Annotated in this window: 15 protein-coding genes and 2 pseudogenes; 8 read left to right on the forward strand and 9 right to left on the reverse strand. The window is 39.1% G+C overall.

Features of this window, described 5'->3' with window-relative positions; translation table 11 throughout:
* Positions 1-147: 147 nt before the first annotated feature.
* Positions 148-864 (reverse strand): DUF3667 domain-containing protein, encoded by a 717-nt coding sequence (locus HMAT_RS02065; RefSeq protein ID WP_233789085.1) that lies wholly within the window; start codon positions 862-864, stop codon positions 148-150.
* 179 nt (positions 865-1,043) lie between these two features.
* Here HMAT_RS02065 and HMAT_RS02070 point away from each other — a divergent pair, with 179 nt between their 5' ends.
* Positions 1,044-1,799: a response regulator transcription factor gene (locus HMAT_RS02070; RefSeq protein WP_104381150.1), complete on the forward strand. Its 756-nt coding sequence runs from the start codon at positions 1,044-1,046 to the stop codon at positions 1,797-1,799.
* 154 nt (positions 1,800-1,953) lie between these two features.
* On the opposite strand, the gene HMAT_RS02075 is transcribed toward HMAT_RS02070, so the two are convergent.
* The 3 genes from HMAT_RS02075 to HMAT_RS02085 all read right to left on the reverse strand — a co-directional run bounded on the left by HMAT_RS02075 (position 1,954) and on the right by HMAT_RS02085 (position 5,020).
* A complete protein-coding gene (locus tag HMAT_RS02075; RefSeq protein WP_158655559.1) occupies positions 1,954-2,289 on the reverse strand; it encodes a hypothetical protein in 336 nt (111 codons plus the stop codon).
* 763 nt (positions 2,290-3,052) lie between these two features.
* Entirely contained in the window at positions 3,053-3,874 is an 822-nt protein-coding gene (locus tag HMAT_RS02080; protein ID WP_158655560.1) for an ATP/GTP-binding protein, read from the reverse strand.
* A gap of 162 nt (positions 3,875-4,036) precedes the next feature.
* Positions 4,037-5,020 (reverse strand): type I glyceraldehyde-3-phosphate dehydrogenase, encoded by a 984-nt coding sequence (locus HMAT_RS02085; protein WP_104381153.1) that lies wholly within the window; start codon positions 5,018-5,020, stop codon positions 4,037-4,039.
* A gap of 736 nt (positions 5,021-5,756) precedes the next feature.
* Here HMAT_RS02085 and HMAT_RS02095 point away from each other — a divergent pair.
* The 3 genes from HMAT_RS02095 (at position 5,757) to HMAT_RS02105 (ending at position 9,510) form a co-directional block, all read left to right on the forward strand.
* Positions 5,757-6,701, forward strand: a complete 945-nt coding sequence (locus HMAT_RS02095; protein WP_104383265.1) for an aldo/keto reductase — start codon at positions 5,757-5,759, stop codon at positions 6,699-6,701.
* 155 nt (positions 6,702-6,856) lie between these two features.
* Positions 6,857-7,978, forward strand: a complete 1,122-nt coding sequence (locus HMAT_RS02100; RefSeq protein WP_104381155.1) for a VWA domain-containing protein — start codon at positions 6,857-6,859, stop codon at positions 7,976-7,978.
* A gap of 65 nt (positions 7,979-8,043) precedes the next feature.
* A complete protein-coding gene (locus HMAT_RS02105) occupies positions 8,044-9,510 on the forward strand; it encodes a sigma 54-interacting transcriptional regulator (RefSeq protein ID WP_104381156.1) in 1,467 nt (488 codons plus the stop codon).
* A 295-nt stretch (positions 9,511-9,805) separates the two neighbouring features.
* Here the strand turns inward: HMAT_RS02105 and HMAT_RS02110 are convergent, their stop codons facing one another.
* From HMAT_RS02110 to HMAT_RS02125, 3 genes and pseudogenes are all read right to left on the reverse strand, one after another.
* Positions 9,806-10,204: a DUF1801 domain-containing protein gene (locus HMAT_RS02110; protein WP_104381157.1), complete on the reverse strand. Its 399-nt coding sequence runs from the start codon at positions 10,202-10,204 to the stop codon at positions 9,806-9,808.
* 629 nt (positions 10,205-10,833) lie between these two features.
* Positions 10,834-10,995 (reverse strand): annotated as a pseudogene (locus HMAT_RS27645) (hypothetical protein); the annotation flags it as partial.
* A 250-nt stretch (positions 10,996-11,245) separates the two neighbouring features.
* Positions 11,246-12,193 (reverse strand): NADP-dependent oxidoreductase, encoded by a 948-nt coding sequence (locus HMAT_RS02125; RefSeq protein WP_104381159.1) that lies wholly within the window; start codon positions 12,191-12,193, stop codon positions 11,246-11,248.
* An 87-nt stretch (positions 12,194-12,280) separates the two neighbouring features.
* Here HMAT_RS02125 and HMAT_RS02130 point away from each other — a divergent pair, with 87 nt between their 5' ends.
* The gene (locus HMAT_RS02130; RefSeq protein WP_199768522.1) at positions 12,281-13,114 is read left to right on the forward strand and encodes an AraC family transcriptional regulator; all 834 of its coding nucleotides are present in this window, start codon (positions 12,281-12,283) and stop codon (positions 13,112-13,114) included.
* Positions 13,115-13,203: 89 nt separating this feature from the next.
* Here the strand turns inward: HMAT_RS02130 and HMAT_RS02135 are convergent.
* A pseudogene (locus tag HMAT_RS02135) lies at positions 13,204-13,671 on the reverse strand (alpha/beta hydrolase); the annotation flags it as partial.
* Positions 13,672-13,895: 224 nt separating this feature from the next.
* Positions 13,896-14,531: a carbonic anhydrase gene (locus HMAT_RS02140; protein WP_104381161.1), complete on the reverse strand. Its 636-nt coding sequence runs from the start codon at positions 14,529-14,531 to the stop codon at positions 13,896-13,898.
* 253 nt (positions 14,532-14,784) lie between these two features.
* Here HMAT_RS02140 and HMAT_RS02145 point away from each other — a divergent pair, with 253 nt between their 5' ends.
* The 3 genes from HMAT_RS02145 (at position 14,785) to HMAT_RS02155 (ending at position 20,241) form a co-directional block, all read left to right on the forward strand.
* Positions 14,785-16,143 carry a hypothetical protein gene (locus HMAT_RS02145; protein ID WP_104381162.1) on the forward strand — a complete coding sequence of 453 codons (1,359 nt, stop codon included), beginning with the start codon at positions 14,785-14,787 and terminating at the stop codon, positions 16,141-16,143.
* Between the two features lie 378 nt (positions 16,144-16,521).
* Positions 16,522-19,191, forward strand: a complete 2,670-nt coding sequence (locus HMAT_RS02150; protein ID WP_104381163.1) for a M14 family metallopeptidase — start codon at positions 16,522-16,524, stop codon at positions 19,189-19,191.
* Positions 19,192-19,242: 51 nt separating this feature from the next.
* Positions 19,243-20,241, forward strand: a complete 999-nt coding sequence (locus HMAT_RS02155; RefSeq protein WP_233789086.1) for a TlpA disulfide reductase family protein — start codon at positions 19,243-19,245, stop codon at positions 20,239-20,241.
* The last annotated feature ends 11 nt before the right edge of the window (positions 20,242-20,252 follow it).

The following is a 20,252-nucleotide window of genomic DNA, read 5'->3' on the forward strand; positions in this document are numbered from 1 at the left end:
ATGCATTGATAAAACTATATGTAGTGTTGATATAATCGGTATATTTTTCTACAAATAAAATTTTGTTTAAGGAATAAAACCAATTGACTGTAGCAGTACTATATATACCATCGTTTCATATTTGATCTTAAGCAAAAGCTGGCATTTTTAATGAAAGATCAGGTCTATACTTGAACCGATAATAAATACTACAATTGTAAGCGTTATAAGTCCTAAAATATAGGCGGCCAATGCTTTTAAATAACTGGCTATTTTATAGGGATCGAAAAACTGTGCCATAGACCAAACACAATATAGCAAACCAGCTATACTGCTCTGTACCATGATATTGAAGTGGGTAATGCCTTCGATTATTGCAAAGACGCTGTATATCAGCATGCTCATTCCTAAAGTGAAACATAACAGGATGATAATTTCAAAGAGATTAAACCCATATTTTTTAAAAAATAGTTTTGCCCAAAACGCGATAAATAGTCCTATGATGATATTGGCATAACCATAATGGCTCTGGATCCAGAGATACATTGCACCCGTTGTAGAATGTCGGGACTCATAATAACTGATATATTTGTCTTCAACATGAAAATAATGACTTACAATCGAGTAGATTAGCGAGGTCACAATAATAAAAATAATAGGTTTGACCAAACGGCTTCGATTTTCGGAAATGTATTTTCTTACATTTTTTCCTGGAGTGGTAATGAGTTCTCGAATCGTATACAGGATTCCCCGTTCGAAATGAAGGACATGTTCGATTTCGTGAGCGATATAACGTGCGTCAATTCTTTTGAGGGCCGCTGGTTGACCACAATTTGGACAGAAGTTGGATATGATATCCGTACCACAGTTTTTGCAATTTATCATTTTCAAGGTATTCTATAGGTAACTAAGGTTTTCAATATATGCAGGTTCCACTTAATATATCAGTAAGTAATTTTTTGCTTTCTATCGGCGAATAATTTGACCAAAAATATGACAGATTGCCCTAATAAAAGCTACACCTGAGTGTAGTTTTACTTAATTTTGAAGTATAGCATTTGAACATGGATTTTAACGATTTATTTTCCCCCAAGAATACGGTTACTAGTCTTTCTGCAAAAGATGTGGAACAGAACAATGATTATATAGAAATTGTGAAAGCGTTTGCCCGTATTACATATCAAAGTATATACCTCATCGATTACCAATTGAAAGGATTTGAATTTGTTTCTGATAATCCTTTGTTTCTGGCAGGTTTAACTTCAACACAAGTGATGGAAATGGGATACAGTTTTTACCAAAAATATGTCCCTGCAATAGATTTTCAGATGCTTATTCAGATCAACAATGCAGGGTTTAGTTTCTATGAAAAAATTCCGGTGGAAGAGCGTAAGCTTTATGTGATTTCCTATGATTTTCAAATTCAAGATGCCGATAAAAAGTATATTTTGATCAATCATAAGCTGACACCATTTTTTCTGACCGAACAAGGCAAGATATGGAAAGCCATGTGTATCGTATCGCTATCTTCAAATATCTCCTCCGGAAATGTAAATATAGAAAAACTTCATTCTGATCTGCAATGGCAACTCGATCTCCAGACCAATAAATGGATTGCGCGAACAAAAATTAATCTGACAGCGCGTGAAATAGAAATTCTACGGTATTATCATCGTGGGCTCACCATTCATGAAACCTCTGAAAAGATATTTATTTCAATTGACACGGTAAAATTCCATCGGCGCAAATTATTTGAAAAATTGGGTGTGAGCAATATGAATGAGGCCCTGACTTTTGCCTTGAATAACAGATTATTATAGATGTTTTATCAAAAGAAATTATAGCAAAAAGTTACTGATTTTTGATTCCAAAAGCTGATTGCAACAAGCATGCGGATTTGATTGAAAACCCGGAATCGAAATAGTGAAGCAATTTGGCAAAAAGAAGTGGTAATAATTTTTATTGACGGAGCTTTTATTTGTAGGCGTAATAACAGCTTTGACTGTAAAGGCGTTGTAAATTTGCTGATGAAAGCCAGCTATATTTTGTGTATATAAACTGTCTGAATTGGTGGAAATCTACAAATTCAATTCCTGTATCGGAGCGAATAGGATTCTCGGCTATAAAACGGTGTGCAATTTGATGCACTTTTTTGCAGAGCACATTGCATTCTTCCAGTTGCTGCATATGTAGATCTGGAAATTTAATAGCCAACCTTTCATTAATTGGTTTTAACCAATTTTCTCCAAACTCCATAGATAGTTGAAGTCCATAGTTTAATATTTCAATTGATAAATTTATTTGAGCCATAAATCATAATAAGTTTGTTGGTCCAGTTCCGTATTACCCGCTATATATGTTTACTTGTATCGGTTTCCCTTCCGGTTACTATATGCTATTGCTAAAATAACAATTTATCCTTAAAAACTTGTTTGCCAGATGTACAACAATTTTTTTGATTGGATCGAGCTCGGAGCTTTGATTCATTCGTAACGGAATAACATGGGAACCCGATGCTTGTAAAAAGGATAATCCAATGGGGCCAAAAATTGGAATATTGGCTGAGCAAATACAGGGAATTTAAATACATTGATCGTCAAGGTTAACAGCATAGGATATTCGGTATCAGATCAACCGATTTTGGGATCTGCCGACGGTAACAATTTTTACACCCGGGAGGCATTGGGGTACCATACCAGCAGCAGTGAATAATCCTGTTGAGTTTTATGGCGCATTAGCCACAAACGCATTTGATTTGCGTTTAGATAACGTTTATCATTACGGGAACAAATAAATAGGTATATCCATTTTTTTAATAAAGAGTTTTATCATACGAATTGATAGAACCCTTTATGCTGAAATAATCTCAGCGAAATCATTTTGTTTTCGCCATCTCATGCTCTCTTTTTCCGAAAAAACTGGATGATCAGTTCTATTTCCCAGTCAAACACTTTTATATCGTTCAGGATGTCGTGTATGATCGGTTTATGAACAGATAACCAGATGCTGTAGGGACTTTCGATACCGTATGCCTATACGATAAAAGCCCTGTTAACTGGGACAATTTCATTAACTAGTTCAGTTTGTAGGCATGCACCATATTGGTTCGGACCGTAGGTATGTAAAGTATACCCGAAGATTTGTCATAGCCAATATCAGCAGCATTTACCTTGTTTTCACGGGTGTCAAGTATTATTTCATTGGAGCCGTCAGGTTTGACATGATAGATCAGCCCCTGCCATCCAGAGACCAGAAATTCGTTCGTTTTCACCTGGACAACTCCGTCTAGTCCGCCTTCCATACCTTTTGATAGCACAGTCATCTGTTTATCCGGGTCTACTTTAATTAATGATCTATCGGATAGCACATAGAGCTCTTTACCTACGGCGAGAAGTCCGTTTACTCCTTTGAGGTTTTCAAGGTATAGTGACGGCTGATCATTTTCAATTCGATAAACTTTACCGTTTTTTGTATCGCTGACATATACGATTCCTTTTGAATCAACAGTAATATCATTGAGAAGTCCAGCTCCTGCGATAGCAATTCTTTTGATGATGGACGCTTTTTTAATGTCGATAACCGCTACAGACTGCGAGTTTGCTTCCGCTGCATAAAGAAGATTCTTATAAATTCCTATCCCTAGTACTGCATCTAGCCCCGTTACCCATTCCCTTTTGATAAACTTGCCGTCCATGTCAAGTTTGCTTATAAAACCTTTCCCTTTCTGTTCAAAGTTTACCGTATTGGAGACATAGAGCACTTTATTTTTGGAATCTACCCAGACGGATTCAGGAGATCTTAAAGTCGTATCCGATTGCCATCGCTGCGTCAAAGATTGCTGGCTGAACGATATTTGTGTGATCATTATCAAAGCTAATGTTAGAATAATTTTCATGGAAACTTAGATTAAGGTTTATAGTAGTTTAACTTGTTTATAGCATATTGTTTAAGAATCGCCCTAAGAAACAGATGGCCTCCATATGAAAAAGCAGATCCTAACATATAATTATACAGAATTTTGAGCAGATTGTTTTATTTAATCGCATTGTTTTCTTATTTAAATCGATTGTATTTGTCTAATCATCTGATTTGTGAAACCCCATTCATTATCATACCAAGCCATCACTTTCACTAGATCGCCATCGACTACCCTTGTCATTTCGAGATCAACTGTTGCTGCAAAGGTACTTTTAATAATATCCGTAGAGACCAGCGGTTCGTCCGTTACGGCAAGGACCTTACTGTACCTGGCAGTTTTGGATTCTTCGATTAAGATCCGGTTGATTTCTTCGATTGATGTTGGACGTTCGGCAATAAAAGTAATATCTGATATTGATCCCACTGGAACTGGAACTCTTACAGCAATACCATCAAATTTGCCCAAATATTGTGGTAAAGCTTTCGTGGTTGCTATCGCAGCGCCTGTTGCAGCGGGGGCAAGATTAATGCCTGCAGCTCTACCCATACGAGGTTCTTTTTTTGAAGGAGCGTCTACTAATGCCTGTGAAGCCGTATAGCCGTGTGTCGTATTAAGGATGGCCTTTTTAATACCTAGCTTTCTGCCCAAGATTTCAATAATCGGACTGATATTATTGGTTGTGCAGCTCGCACATGAAAATATATAAACCTTTCCATCCTCAGTATTAACACCATGCACCACAGTAGGAGTATCTTTGGTTGGACCGGAGATTACAACAAATTTTGCGCCTGATGACAAATGTTTTTCAGCATCATTTTTGTTGGTAAAAATACCTGTGCTTTCAATGATTATTTCTGCTTGGATATCTCGCCAGGGCAAATTTTCAATTTCCCTTATGCTTGTATATTTAATCGGTTTTCCATCAACAAATATGGTATCTCCGGCTACCTGTACCTCTTTCTCATACTTTCCATAATTGCTGTCATATTTGAGTAAATAAGCAGCATTTTCAATACTCATGAGATCGTTAATTCCGACCACTTCGAGATCAGCAGTTTCAGTGATAATTTTCAGCGCTGCACGGCCAATACGACCAAATCCATTAATTGCTATCTTTTTCATTTTAAATGGTATTTATTGTTTGATACTGATTTAATATATGATCTAAGTTCTCGCATATAACACTAAAAAGAGATGACCTAGGTCAAGAAGTAATATGGGGCTTTGTACTTTATCCCGATTAATTTTTAACAAACATCTTTGTTAAAGGTTTTGAAATGAGAACCGAATTAGGTGGTGTCAATTCCTGATTTGGCTATAAGTAAAGCGCTTCAGCTTCGGTTGTTTTGTTAGGTAACCCCAATAATTATCTGCATTCAATTGTCCGATTCTGTTTTATCTGAGAAATGGTTAATTTAGTTCTCGAACCGACCATAATTATAAATGGACTATATTAATAAAATTAAGAAATTATTCGCTTTAAAACAGGAGATTACCAATGGTTTTTCCGAGACTGAAGTTCAAAAAATCGAAAACAAATTAAATCGCTCACTTCCAAAAACCTTACGGAATTACTATCTTAATTTAGGTGCAAATGAAACTATAAATTATTGTTATAATACAAATCCGATGCATCAGTTCACATACTCAGGAGCCATGGGAGGGTAAGAAAGACAGTGTCCGGCATTCATTAAACGGAATACGTTCGGGGGTGTTATGTCTATCTTGTGCAATATATGATGATCGTTTCATCTTCATATCCTATTTTTATTTTAATTGCTGTAACTTTAGAATAGATACTGGTTATTGATGACCGGGAAGAACCGTTTTACAAGCGAACAACAAAAGATTAATGTTGATGAAAAAGATAAAAATACAACACACAGATTTGCAGATTGCACCGATTAATTTTGGTGGTAATGTCTTCGGATGGACACTTGATGAACAAAAATCATTTGAGATTCTGGATAAATTTGTAGGTGCCGGATTTAATTTTATAGATACTGCGGATACTTATTCTTGGTGGGTAAATGGAAAAGGTGGTCAATCTGAAGAAATTATCGGCAAATGGTTAAAAAGCCAAGGTAATCGCAATGACATTGTGCTCGCGACTAAGGTTGGGTCTGAAACGAAGGAACATGGTTTCGATATTTCTAAGAAACATATTTTAAAATCAGCTGACGAGTCCTTGCAGCGTTTGGGGGTAGATCACATCGATTTATACTATACCCATTTCGATGACAACGTCACACCTGTTGAGGAGACCCTATCAGCCTACGATGAGCTAATAAAGGCCGGTAAAGTTCGATTTATCGCCGCTTCAAATATCTCTCCTGAACGGCTTATCGAAAGTTTTGATAGCGCAGAGAAAAATGGACTGCCCAAATATGTCGCATTGCAACCTCATTATAATTTGGTCGAACGTAGCCGTTTTGAAAATGACTACGCCTCGATAGCCGAAGCCTATGGTTTGAGTGTATTCCCATATTGGTCTCTTGCGGCCGGTTTTTTGACAGGAAAATATCGTACTGAGGCAGATTTTGACAACACCGCCAGAGGTGGTGGTATAAAGAAATATTTTGGTGAAAAAGGTAAACGTGTATTGAAAGCTTTGGATGTTGTGGCTGAAAAGTATGGTACCAAACAGGCGACAGTAGCGCTAGCATGGCTACTGGCGAAGCCATTGGTCACCGCTCCGATTGTGAGCGCGACCAGCGCGTCGCAACTGGAGACCTTATTTGATGCTCCGAAACTACAATTGGATGCTGAAGATATTGGCCTATTAAACGAAGCGAGTAAATAAACGATGGCTTTTTTGTCAGGCGGCATCGGATAGCCATTGCCTAGTGTTAAATGGACCTATGGCTTTTTATATGGATTATTATGTCGTAAATTTATCTTACGAAGCTATTCCGGTTTCAACGGGCGAATAGCTTCTTCATCCTAATAAATGAACGTATGAGCAGCGCGAAACGAAATAGGGGATTTTTCTTTAGGCAATATGACGAGCCGTTTCAGACGCCCTTTGATAAATTATTTGATATTTTCAAAGAATTGATTACCCATACCTCCGGTGATTTTGATGAAGCTATTGATTGGCTGCGTGAATTGGACCGAGAATTCAAACTGACCACTCCAGAATATACCATAGATGATTTCATCGCCGACCTGAAGAATAAGGGATATATCAGGGAAAAAATGGAGTTTGGTGGCAGCGGTGGTGTAGATATTACATCAAAGATGGAAAAAGCCTTGCGACAAAATGCATTGGACCAGATCTTTGGAAAGATGCGAAAAGGAAAGTCCGGTAATCATAAAACCAGTCAACAAGGGCAGAGTGACGAAAACATGGGCGATTTTAGGAGTTATCAGTATGGAGATGGTCTCGAGAAGATTGCTTTGACCGAAAGCTTGAAAAACGCGCAGATCAATCATGGGATAGGCGAGTTCGGTTTATCAGAAAATGATCTGGTTGTAGAGGATACACAGTTTAAATCGCAGATGAGCACAGTGCTGATGATCGATATCAGCCATAGCATGATCCTATACGGCGAAGACCGGATTACTCCTGCAAAGAAAGTGGCTATGGCCCTATCGGAGCTTATCCTCACACGCTATCCCAAAGACACGCTTGATATTATCGTCTTCGGTAATGACGCTTGGCCGATTGCGATCAAAGACTTGCCCTACCTGCAAGTAGGTCCGTTTCATACCAATACTGTCGCTGGTTTGCAGTTAGCGATGGATATACTCCGGCGTAAGCGGCATGCGAATAAGCAGATATTTATGATTACAGATGGCAAGCCGAGCTGTTTAAATATGCCGGATGGTACCTACTATAAGAATCCAATGGGCTTAGATCCATTTATCACCGGAAAGTGCTATAGCATGGCCGCACAGGCCCGAAAATTAGGAATACCCATTACCACCTTTATGATCACCTCAGATCCCTATTTGCAGCAATTTGTCGATGAATTTACGGCTTCGAATCAGGGGAAGGCTTATTACACAGGCCTTGGAGATCTAGGGGGAATGATTTTTGAAGACTACGAAGAAAATCGCAAAAAAAGAATACGATAAACAATTCGTTTAACGACAATAAGATATGAATCTTGCGCAAGGTTTGCGCCTCATCATCAGAAGATATGGATTACACAAAGATTACAACATTTGGTGCACTGAAAAAGTCAGGTTACAAACCCAAGACGATAAAAGAAGAATTGCGTCAGAATCTGATTACAAAAATTAGTAAAGGCGAAACCGTATTTGTCGGGGTACACGGTTATGAGGATACCGTTATTCCCGAACTTGAGAGAGCTATTCTCTCCAAACACAATATTAATTTCCTTGGCCTTCGTGGCCAGGCAAAGACACGCCTGGCCAGGCTCATGGTTAATCTGTTGGATGAATATGTACCTGTAGTAGCGGGATCCGAGATCAATGACGATCCCTATAACCCCATATCCCGCTATGCCGTGGAGCTTCTGAAGGAAAAAGGTGATGATACAGCGATAAGCTGGCTTCATCGAAGTGAACGTTTTGCCGAAAAACTTGCTACGCCAGATGTGACTGTAGCCGATCTAATCGGTGATGTTGATCCGATCAAAGCAGCCAATCTGAGATTGAGCTATGCCGATGATCGCGTGATTCATTTTGGTATGATTCCACGGGCAAACCGCTCGATATTTGTCATTAATGAATTGCCCGATCTTCAGGCCAGGATTCAGGTGGCACTTTTCAATATCTTGCAGGAAGGGGATATCCAGATCCGCGGATTCAAATTGCGCCTACCCTTAGATGTACAGTTTGTGTTCACTGCAAATCCCGAAGATTACACCAACAGGGGGAGTATTGTGACGCCACTGAAAGACCGCATAGGGTCGCAGATATTAACACATTACCCCGAATCAGTTGAGATCGCGAAGACAATTACGGCCCAGGAGTCCAATCTGGAAGCGGCACAGAAGGAGCAAATATACGTTCCTGAACTTGCCCGCGAACTAATTGAACAGATCAGTTTTGAAGCCCGGAATAGCGAATATGTTGATGAAAAGAGTGGTGTCAGCGCGCGGATGAGCATTACAGCATTTCAGAACCTATTAAGCACCGCTGAACTGCGCATGCTCAAAAATGGATCAAAAGCGACGGCAGTACGCCTAAGCGATTTTGTAGGTATTATCCCGTCTATCACCGGAAAAGTTGAGCTCGTTTACGAAGGTGAACAGGAGGGGGCTGCTATCGTCGCACTGCAATTGATTGAAAATGCAGTAAAAAGTCTATTTCCAATTTTATTTCCTAAAATTGAAAAACTGGAAAGGGATAACGAGCGCCATCCTTATGACGATATTGTTCGTTGGTTTTCAGAATCTGAAGGTATCGAGCTGTCCGATGAACTCATAGATGCGGATTATAAGCGCCAATTGGATCAGGTGACAGCTATTCAAACATTGATCGAGCAATACCAACCGCAAACCAAACCCGAAGATCGTTATTTTCTAAGCGAATTCATCCTTTGGGGACTGGCGCTAAATAGCAAACTAAGTAAATATAGACTGGGCAATGGACTTCAGTTTCAGGATAACTTTCAGGGCTATCTTCGAAACAATCTATAATCAGAAGACAAGGAGCTATTAATATAATTGCGTCAAAAAAGCTGCAGAGAAACTCTTTGCGGCTTTTTTTGATGCACTAACTATTTATTCATCTCAAAAGCTTATAAGCTTTGATGTGACAATTATCTTTTACCCACTTTTTCTTGTGGTATTTCCTGTATATCGTAATGATAATGGAGCTAGCAATGAATCTAAATATCGCAGATGAACGCTGGATTAGAGGTCGTAAAATAGGAAGAAAACGAAGCTGTTACTGGGCCGCATATAAAAGGAGAAGGCACTAACTAAAAGGTAGTCACTTCTTTTTCAGGTAACGGTTGATCATTGGACTGAAATCTATTTTGGAAGATGCTTGTATATGCTCTTTCAGAATAGATTCTGGAAATTCATCCAATGATTTAAAATTAATACAACCCTTTTTAAACTTGGCTTTGGGCAATTCTGTTCTTAATTCATTCATGAGGTGCGGATTGGAGTACATTACCAGTGAATGAAAAGAAATATAGGTTTTGGCAATGGTTAAACCATATTTGAAAACACCCTGCTCATTGTAGCTGATCGCATTAGGATTAGACATAAATTTTCCAAAATTTTCAGAAACGGCCTTGTCATTTTCTAGTATTACTTTTCGGAATTGGCCGATCGCCTGCTGCTCAGTTTCCGAAAGAGTATTGATATATTGTTCTATTTCCATAGCTTTTTTATCATTCCCGTTTCATTTGTTTGCCAATTAAATTTATTCAATTTTCTTTGATTTTATTGCAGATTTTTTCTGAATTCCACAATTGATTTGATATTACGATGAACGATTCCTATTGTTTCTATCACTTCAATGACTTTATAAAGTGATTGAAAAACTTTCGGGACAATTTGACGAAACGATCGTTTACCTTATTATAAGGTAAACGTCAATTAAAATATGATACTTGAACTAGCTTTATGGCAGCTTTTATTTTTATTGGAAGCTCTATTGAAATTAATTTCGCTGTATTTACTTGCCTCGAATAGGCGTAAATTGAGTTCAGCCAATTTTTTATTGTATGTAGTAGCTATCATGTTCTTGTCCTTCTTGGGTAGTATTTGCTTTCTTTTTGCATTGAAAAAAATAAGAATCCAGTCAACGTCTGCACGCTTTCTGATTTAGCTTTCACTTTCCTTAGCATCTATCTTGGCCATTTTTTTATGTACTCAATATGTTCTTTCCGGTCCGCTTCCTCGATTTCATAGAGAGGGCCGATAAAAGTACTTTGTAGCGAAGAGACAGCACAGTATTCCAGAATTCCATTTTGCAATTGCGTAAGCCCGCTTGATTTGTAGGTTTGCTCATAGATGTCCTGGGACAAAATCTCCCGCAGGAGTTATTATTCGCGCAGTTTTTCCTTTTAAAAGGCACTCGGTGGGTTGGGCTTTCACACTTTTAAACGTGATCCCCAGAAGGAAAGCCCGATCAAAAAATCCTTTCATAATGGCGAGCATACCCAGCCACCAAAATGGATGTTATCCATACCCGATGTTCGCTCCATTGTTTATCATCCAATGCCTTTAACAAACGGAGTGATGAGTTCGCCATCTATTTTTTTCTTCATGTTCAACGGATTTTTGTTAATCTCCTAAGTTGGTCTTTAGTCTGTTTTGTACACTCATTAACGAAATATCCGACATATAGCCGGGTGCTCAGGGGAACTATGTACAACAAGCCTATATTTTTTAGAAAATTCTTTGTTATCCATTTTTCCTATAATTTAACGACCACTTTACCAACTGTATGGCCCGTCTCCAGCTGTAGGTGCGCCTTGCCTATTTCGTCAAATTCAAAAACATGAGAAATGTGCGGCCTTAGCACGCCTTTCTCCAATAGTGATGCGAGGTAATACATATCCTGCCCACTTGAATACACCGACATAAAATAACAGGCATGAAGCTTTTTCTCTTCGGCTTTTAATTCATCCGCCTTGGTATGCCCAGAAGGTAAGGTCACTATTGTTCCGAATGGCTTCAATACCTGTACAGATTTCTGGAAATTCGGACCACCGATCGCCTCCAGCACGAAATCAACAGGGGACAATACCTTCTCAAAGGCTGTGTTTCTGTAGTCAATATCTTCGTCTGCACCCAATCCCAATACAAAATCTCTATTTGCTGCCGAAGCCGTTGCGATGACGTGCGCGCCGATATACTTTGCGATCTGTACGGCAAAATGTCCCACACCGCCAGATGCGGCATGGATAAGGATGCGGTCAGTTGGTCTCAGTTTACCGTAGCTATTGAAAGCCTGCCAAGCCGTCAATGCCGCCAGTGTGCATGAGGCCGCTTCGGTATGACTTATATTTTGAGGTTTCAGTGCAAGCTCGTCTGCCGCTGCGGCGACATATTCCGCATAGGCTCTCCCTTGGCCAGGAAAATTGATCATCCCAAATACCTCATCCCCGATAGTGAGGTGAGTTACAGCATCACCTATTTCGGTAATCTCTCCTGAGATATCCCAGCCTAGGATCAGCGGCTGGGATTTTGCCAGATCTTCAGCCAGCGGTGCCAGTCGACTGCGCACTTTGACATCCACCGGATTAATGCTGATCGCTTTCACCTTGACCATTACCTCATTGGCTTTTATTTCAGGTTTTTCGATTTCTGTATAGCATAGATTTTCAATTCCCCCGAATGTTTTCAGTACAACTGCTTTCATTTGTTTTTATTTGATTGACACAAAAATAGACCGATAAAAAACTATAAAACAGGTATATTTCAAGTTTATTTAGGTATTTTTGTACCTATGGGCAGAGAGAACTTGTACAAGTCATTGGAGGTTTATTACGAAAAAGTAGACTGTTGTCCTTTGCGGGATCGTCAGTTTAATTTTTTTGAATTTGTATATGTCATATCGGGCAAGGGAAGTCATGTGATTAATGGTAACCGCCTGGCTTTTAGTGTCGGTGATCTCTTTCTGATCACACCCAAAGATTTTCATGCATTTGATCTTGAGAGTACCTGCGAATTTATGGTGATCCGGTTTGCAGCAAGTTATGTAAAGGCATACAGTTGGCAGAGTATTGACCATATTGAATGTTTATTATACTATGCATCCCATCTTTCCAGATCTGTTTTGGCTAATACAGATGACAAGCAGACGGTTGCTTCCCTAATGGATGCCATACGAGGTGCGATTGACCGCAATAATGTCTATCATGAAGATCTTTTAAGGCATCTTGTCAACGCAATTATCGTCATAGCAGCCAGAAATATTTCGGTTATCAAACCAGAAAATCTTTCATCCAATACCGATGTTCGTATATTGAATATTCTGGATTACATACAGGAGCATATCCGTTGTCCCGACCGTCTGAAAATTGGATCCATAGCAGGACAGTTCGGTTTATCGCCAACTTACCTCGGTAGCTATTTCCGCAAGCAGTGTAATGAGTCCCTACAGCAATACATCTCGTCTTATCGGGTTCGGCAGATTGAGCATCGCTTGCGTTTCAGCGATAGGCGCATAAATGAAATAGCCGATGAATTTGGATTTGCAGATGAGAGCCACATCAACAAATTTTTTAAAAGGCATAAAGGGTTAAGTCTCAAAGCATATCGCAAGAGTTCTAGTGTCTAATATTGTTCAAACAGCGCTTTACATCATGGAGAAAATAGAAATATTCAATAGGTTTCTTAGTTAGTCTTGCTCGGAAACAGATTGTTGTTTTACTTTAATTTATTCCTTTTCAGAATCGATGCTATTGAACTTAAATAAACTTTGTTTTTTGAGAAATCATTGTGCCCTTCATCCTGTAATGTAATAAATTGATCAGTGGTTTTTAATAGCTTCGATAGTTTAACAGCAGAACCATAATATACAGCAGAATCCTTGTCCCCATGGAAAATAATCACTGGACATTTTACCATTTGCAGAGAATACGCATTGTCGAAGTAATATGGAATATTGGACGTATCCAATTCAGGAGCGATATCATTGATCCAGTCTTTTAAATTATAATATGGCGCTTGGAGGATCAAAAGATCTGGATCGTTGTGGGCAGCTAAGTATGAAGCGAGGGCTGTGCCCATGGATTGGCCTAAAACTATTATCCGATTTTCTGAATACGTTTCCTTTAATCCATCATAAACAATTTGAATGTCTTTGTAAATCGAATGTTCGTCAGTTAACCTACCTTGGCTCTTCCCGTAAAGGTCGCAAAGTTATGTCGATCCGATTATTGAAGTACGCAAAAAAAAGGTGAGTTGATAAAAAATTTAAGGCCGTTCAGATACTTTCCGGACGGCCTTTTTTGCATATATTGAATGACCTGTAATCAAGTCCTATGCCATACTGTTCCTTTGCCTAATGATCGGAATTTTATATTCAAAAGGAGTTGATCGCAATTTTTGAGATAACTTTACAGCCAACTTACGCTTCCAGTTTCAACATCGTAATTCGCACCGACAATCTTGATCTTACCTTCTTCTTCAAGCTTCCGAAGAGTTGAACTTTGTCTGCGAATGTCTTTAATGGCGTGTTTGATATTCTGCTGGTTTAATTTCTCCAGCAGTATACTATTTTTTGATGAACGTTCTTCGTCCTCATCTATTACTTCATTGATAATAGCGTCAAAATGATTGACTAAATGGTTCAGGTTGTCCATGCCCAATCCTTCGATTTGTGCAGCATCCAATCCACCTTTCAGTGCGCCACATTTGGTATGGCCCAATACGACAACAAGTTTGGAACCGGCCACATTGCAACCAAACTCCATTGAACCTAGAATGTCCTGGTTGACAAAATTTCCGGCAATTCTGATACTGAAAATATCACCCAGACCTTGGTCAAATATAAGTTCAGCAGAAGTACGGCTATCTATACAGCTTAGCACCACAGCAAATGGCCACTGCCCTTCACGGGTAGCATTTACCTGTTCGAGAAGATCCCGGTTTGCTTTTAGATTATTGACAAAGCGCTGATTCCCTTCTTTTAAGAAGTCTAATGCTTTTTCAGGAGTAATTGTTGATTGTGTTTCGTATGTATGTGCCTTCATAAAATTTAAATATTTCGAGTATTAAAGATAGGATTAATCCATTAAATTTTAATGACGAATAGAAATTGCATATATTTTTATGTTCTCCATTTAATACTTTCTCAAATTGTTATGGATGAAGAATATTACTGAGGCATTGAAATTTAACTTGTTCTGGCCTCTGTTTTTTTAAAGCTATTTAATAAGTTAGATACGGCAAGCAGGTTACCAAATTGTATAAACAGGTATCAATAGAAAATGTAAACGCTAAAATATGTATGAACGCTTAAAGCATCTTGTTTCGCCGCTTTTTATTTTTTTTCTTGTCCTATTGATTATCAATGATTTTTTTCTGAAAGCGGCATTCCCCAATACCTTTACCGGAAAACTTTCCGATTTCAGTGGACTTTTTATTTTTCCTATTTTCTGCTCCGCCATCTTCCCTAAACAAAAATTACTGATTTTTATCTCCACGGCGGTCTTATTTGTCTTTTGGAAAAGTGAATATTCCTCAGATATTATTCAGTTCATGAAACCATATTTGCATATTGGCCGTACCGTTGATTTTTCCGATCTGATCGCATTACCTATGTTGTTGTTGGCATGGTTCTACACAAAAAGAGATTCACAGCAGTCCATTGGTCCAGCGTTAATGACTCGATGGAGTAGCTACTTTATCGGTGCTGCCGCGATTTTCTCTTTTTGTGCTACCAGTCAGCAAAGATATTTCCAATCTTTCGATCAGCCGCAGTATGTCCTGTTAAAAGATCCGACAATCCAGGATCTTAATTCCCATGATGAATTCGAATTTTATAATAGAGATTCCTTACTTGTTGTCAAAATAAATTACTTATCTACCGGTAGACCAGTGCGGAACGATGATTACAATAAGAACCGATCGGTCAACACGCTGGATATCGATGTTTTACATCGTATAGCAGATAGTGCCAGCCTAGTTGCTTCTGAAAAAATAACCTTGCTAACTGTCAATACCGAACAGGGGATTGATTCTTTAAGATTTAATGGCGGACGACTGGACGGACGGTTCATCAGAACAAAAGGAGGTAAGCCCATCATTGAAGGGTTTTATAAGATGGGACTGGAAGACTCCACCTGGATTATTAGGGATACCATCCGTAGCGATAAGGTTATAAAGACATTTGTTAATGGGGAAACAACTAATATCAAATACTATAGACAGGATCAACTCCAATCTTCTTCAAATATCAATACCCGTTCTGATACCATTTTTAACACTTATATGCAGTTAGCAATTTTAATCCTATGTATGGCGGGTATATGTTTTTTGTTATATAGAAATTATCGTAGGACTGTTCCTAATCATCTTAAGTTCAAATTACCATGGCGGTTGCTGCTGTGCTTTGTCTCGCCATTTGTTGTCTGGCTGTTTTATATCGGGATCATGTTATTGCTTATGAATTATAATCAGGATACTTTTGATGTGCTTGCAACAGGTATCTTTATTTTTATTGCGATTTGCCCATTGATGTTTGTCATTGTTTTTGGGATCAAGCTCAGAAAGGAAATAGATATTTTTTTGTATTACCTTTTGTTGGCTCTTGCATGCAGTATCTTGACAACTTATTTCTCACTTGAATCTCTTTCAATTTGAGCTGATAAACTTTTTTATGTGGAATAGATTATAAATGATTCCAGACAAAAATAAAAAAAGACTACTTGTTTAGTAGTATTTATCAATAAGATGTTTTATATTTGTGATCACATCGTTTATCAATTGGCGTTGGCAGCGATACAACCTAACAAAAACAAAGTTCAAATGAAACCACAAAGATCAACCTTTTCCGTCATTCACAACCTGAAAAACATTCGATTTATCCTTACTCCATTTCGAATGCGCTATTGCGCTTAAATTTTTTCTTCTAGACTTTTTTAATGCATAATAGGGGGTCGTGTTTCTCTTATTATCTGTCATGCCGCAAGTAGCATCATCCTACTTGTCAGTATTCACTTATTAAACTAATTCATCCCTATGAAAAAATACGAAGTATTTTTCCAGTGCTCGTTATTGTTTTTTTTTCTGTGGAGTAGTATTCTTTTTGCTTCTGCCCAGGAAGGCTCGGTGCCCAAAGTATTTCAAAATGAATCCGGTGGTCAAAGCTTGGAGAAAGATTATTATTTTCCGGAAGGAAGCCGTTTTGTAACACACATCCCCACACCAAGTCAATTTTTCAATCATCAAATAGGTCACCGTCATACCCGTTATGACCAGATTGTTGATTATTTTAAGATACTTGAGCAACGTTCTGACCGGATCAAGATAGATACGATTGGTCATACCTGGGAAGGCAGACCATTGGTCGTGCTTAAAGCTTCTTCACCCGACAACATACGCAATAGCGAACAAATTCGTCAACAGCATATTGAAACGATTAACAAAGCAAAAGAGAACCGGATAGAGTCCAATGAGGCACAGCCTGCATTGGTGTTTTTGGGTTTCAGTGTGCATGGTAACGAAACCTCTGCTGCTGAAGCATCTATTTTAACCGCTTATTACCTAGCAGCGTCCGAAGATCCTGTTGTTGCGACTTCACTTACAAAAGGAATATTTTTTATAGATCCGGTTCGTAATCCAGATGGTTATGATCGGTATGTCAATTGGGTCAATGCTAATACAACATTTCCACCAAACGGAAGCCCCTTGGATAGAGAGCACAACGAAGCTTGGCCCGGGGGCCGAACAAACCACTATTGGTTTGACTTAAACCGCGATTGGATCAACCAGGTAAATCCCGAAAGTAAAGCGCGTGTCAGCTACTTCCAGCATTGGTTGCCCCATTTTCAAGGCGACTTCCATGAGATGGGGGCTGCATCTTCGTTCTTCTTCGAACCCACAAAGACAGATGCTCAAGAATCTCCCTTAGTCCCTAAAAGTACCTATCAGCTAAATCAGAAATTCGCCGCTTACTATGCCAAAGCATTGGATGAAATTGGATCTTTTTATTTCACCAAAGAACAATTTGACAATATCAATCCAACCTATGGATCTACCTATCCTGATCATGTGGGAAGCCTAGGAGTTCTCTTTGAGCAGGCAAGTCCACGGGGTCTCTTTCAACGAACAAGCAATGGCGATCTAACCTATCCCTTTGCTGTTCGAAATCATTTCAGAATAGCATTGGCGAGCATTAGCGCATCTATTGATCATCGTGCGTCGCTTTTGGAAAATCAATTGAGATTCTTCCAGTCGGCTTTCGAATTGGCCCAAAAAGATCCAGTTAAAGGCTACTTGGTGGATCTAAAGTATAATAATAACACTGCAGCACATTTCAAAGAACTTCTTGCCAGGCATCAAATCCGCTACATAACGAACAATCGTGACCGTAAGGTAGATGGTAAAGATTTTGAGAAAGGAACTTCCATCATTATTCCGACTGCCCAGGCAAACTATCGGCTTGTCAAAGTCATCTTTGACGAAAACAAAACTTATGTGGATAGCGTTTTTTATGATGGTTCGGGCAATTCCATTGCCTACCTCTATGGCTTCTCTTATGCCGGTCTGAAACAAGTGTTGGAAAATGGAGATACTGATCAAAGTTCTGTCACCAATACATCCGCTGTGGCATTGACGAGGAGCAATTATGCCTATCTCGTAGACTGGCGGCAGGAGGGAGCAGCTTGGTTGTTATCTCAATTGCTACAACGCGGAATTCTTGTAAAATCAGCTAGCAGTCCTTTTGAGCTGTCTGATCAGGGCAAGACTATTGGGTTTGATTATGGAAGCTTGTTAATTCCCATACAGGGCCAGCCCATCTCAGCGGATGAATTATTTGATTTCTTACAGAAATTGAATAAAAGAGGAAATATAACTATTGCATCCGCTTCCACGGGATACAGTGGGAAGGGAATAGATCTCGGAAGTAATGGATTTAAAAGTCTCGCACCTCAAAATGCATTGCTTTTGACCGGAAATGGGATTAGTGCTTATGAGGCCGGTGAAGTGTGGTATACATTTGAGCGCCAATTGGAACAGCCCATTTTACGGTTAAATATTGATCAATTTAGCCGTGTAAACCTCGAGGAATATCAAGTGCTTGTATTGGCTAGCGGTGAGTATACCGGATTGAATTCGGCTGCTATTGAGCGTATCCGGACCTGGATAAAAAATGGAGGGACATTAATTGCTTTTGGACGTACCGGACAATGGCTTGCAGGACAAAAAATTGCTTCTTTTAAATTTCTCGACGGGAGGAGCAGTAGTGTCGTGCCGAAAGAGGAAAAACCAACGAAAACAAAGGAACGCTTTGATTATGCCTCCGCTCAAGGTCGGGAAGGAACAAAACGTATTGGTGGAACTTATTTTAACACTGAAATTGACAGAACACATCCCATCGGTTATGGTTACACCCAGAAAACAAAACCTGTTTACCGCAACCACACTCTTTTTGTTGATCTGGGTGATCAGGCCTACAATAATGTTGCAATTTATAGTAAGTCTCCCTTACTGAATGGTTATGTATCGGCCGAAAACCAAAGTAAAATCGCAGGTACAGCCAGCATTCTTGTCGAAAATAGTGGGAACGGACGTATTGTATATTTTGTTGACGATCCCTTATTCCGCGGTATTTCCTTTTGCAATGCACGTAGCTTTTCTAATGCCGTCTTGCTTGGACAGGTTCTCCAATCTGGCATAAGAAGATAGATGATTCCATTTATATCAATAAAAATTAACACTCCTAAATAATTTAAATAGATGAAAAATAAACTAACATTATTTACTTTTTCGATGCTGTTTCTTATCACACAGGCATCGGCCCAAAAAGTAGCAGCACTACGTTTAACTGGAAAAATAGAAGGATTGAAAGAAGGTAAAATATATCTGCAACAATATGATAATAAAGTATTTAAGACGATTGATTCAGCCTCGGTCAATAAGGGGCAGTTTAGTTTCGGAACGAAAGTGCAGTTACCCGAACTCTATGGTCTGAAGTTGAATGAAGAAAGCTATCCTGTCCAGCTTTTCTTGGAAGATGCTCCAATTGAAGTACTCATCCAGTCTGGAGAAAATGGCGGTCATGCTACCGTGAAAGGATCAAAAGCCCAAGCTTATTTTGAGCATGCAAATAAAGAGCAACGTAAGTATACTGCCAAGCAGTTTATTGAGGCGGATCCCAAATCTATTGTCGCTGCATATGCGTTGTTCCGCAACTATTCTTATAATCTGTCGCCGGATGAACTTGAAGAACATACAAAATTACTGGATGCCTCATTACAACAAACACAATATGTACGCATCTTGAAAGATTTAATCTTAAAACAGCGAGCCGTGTTACCAGGTAATAAAGCTTTGGATTTTGTGTCTACCGGTCCCGATGGAAATAAAATACGATTCAGTGAGCATCTTGGCAAAGGATATGTACTGCTTGATTTTTGGGCAGCCTGGTGTGGTCCCTGCCGTCGGGAAAATCCGAATATCGTTGCGGCTTTTCAGAAATATAAAAGCCATGGATTTAGCGTTTTTGGCGTATCACTGGATAAGAAAAAAGCAGACTGGCTAAAAGCCATTAAAGACGATGGATTGGGTTGGACTCAGGTTTCTGATCTTTCGTTCTGGGATACGGAAGCTGCAGCGTTGTATGGTGTCCGCTTTATCCCGAGCAACCTTCTTATCGATGAGCATGGGATTATCGTGGCCCGAAACATTAAAGGCGACGCCCTATTGCAAAAATTAAAGGAAATCTACGGCGAATAAAGAACAAATAA

The organism is Sphingobacterium sp. HMA12, from assembly GCF_002933815.1.
Taxonomy (GTDB): domain Bacteria; phylum Bacteroidota; class Bacteroidia; order Sphingobacteriales; family Sphingobacteriaceae; genus Sphingobacterium.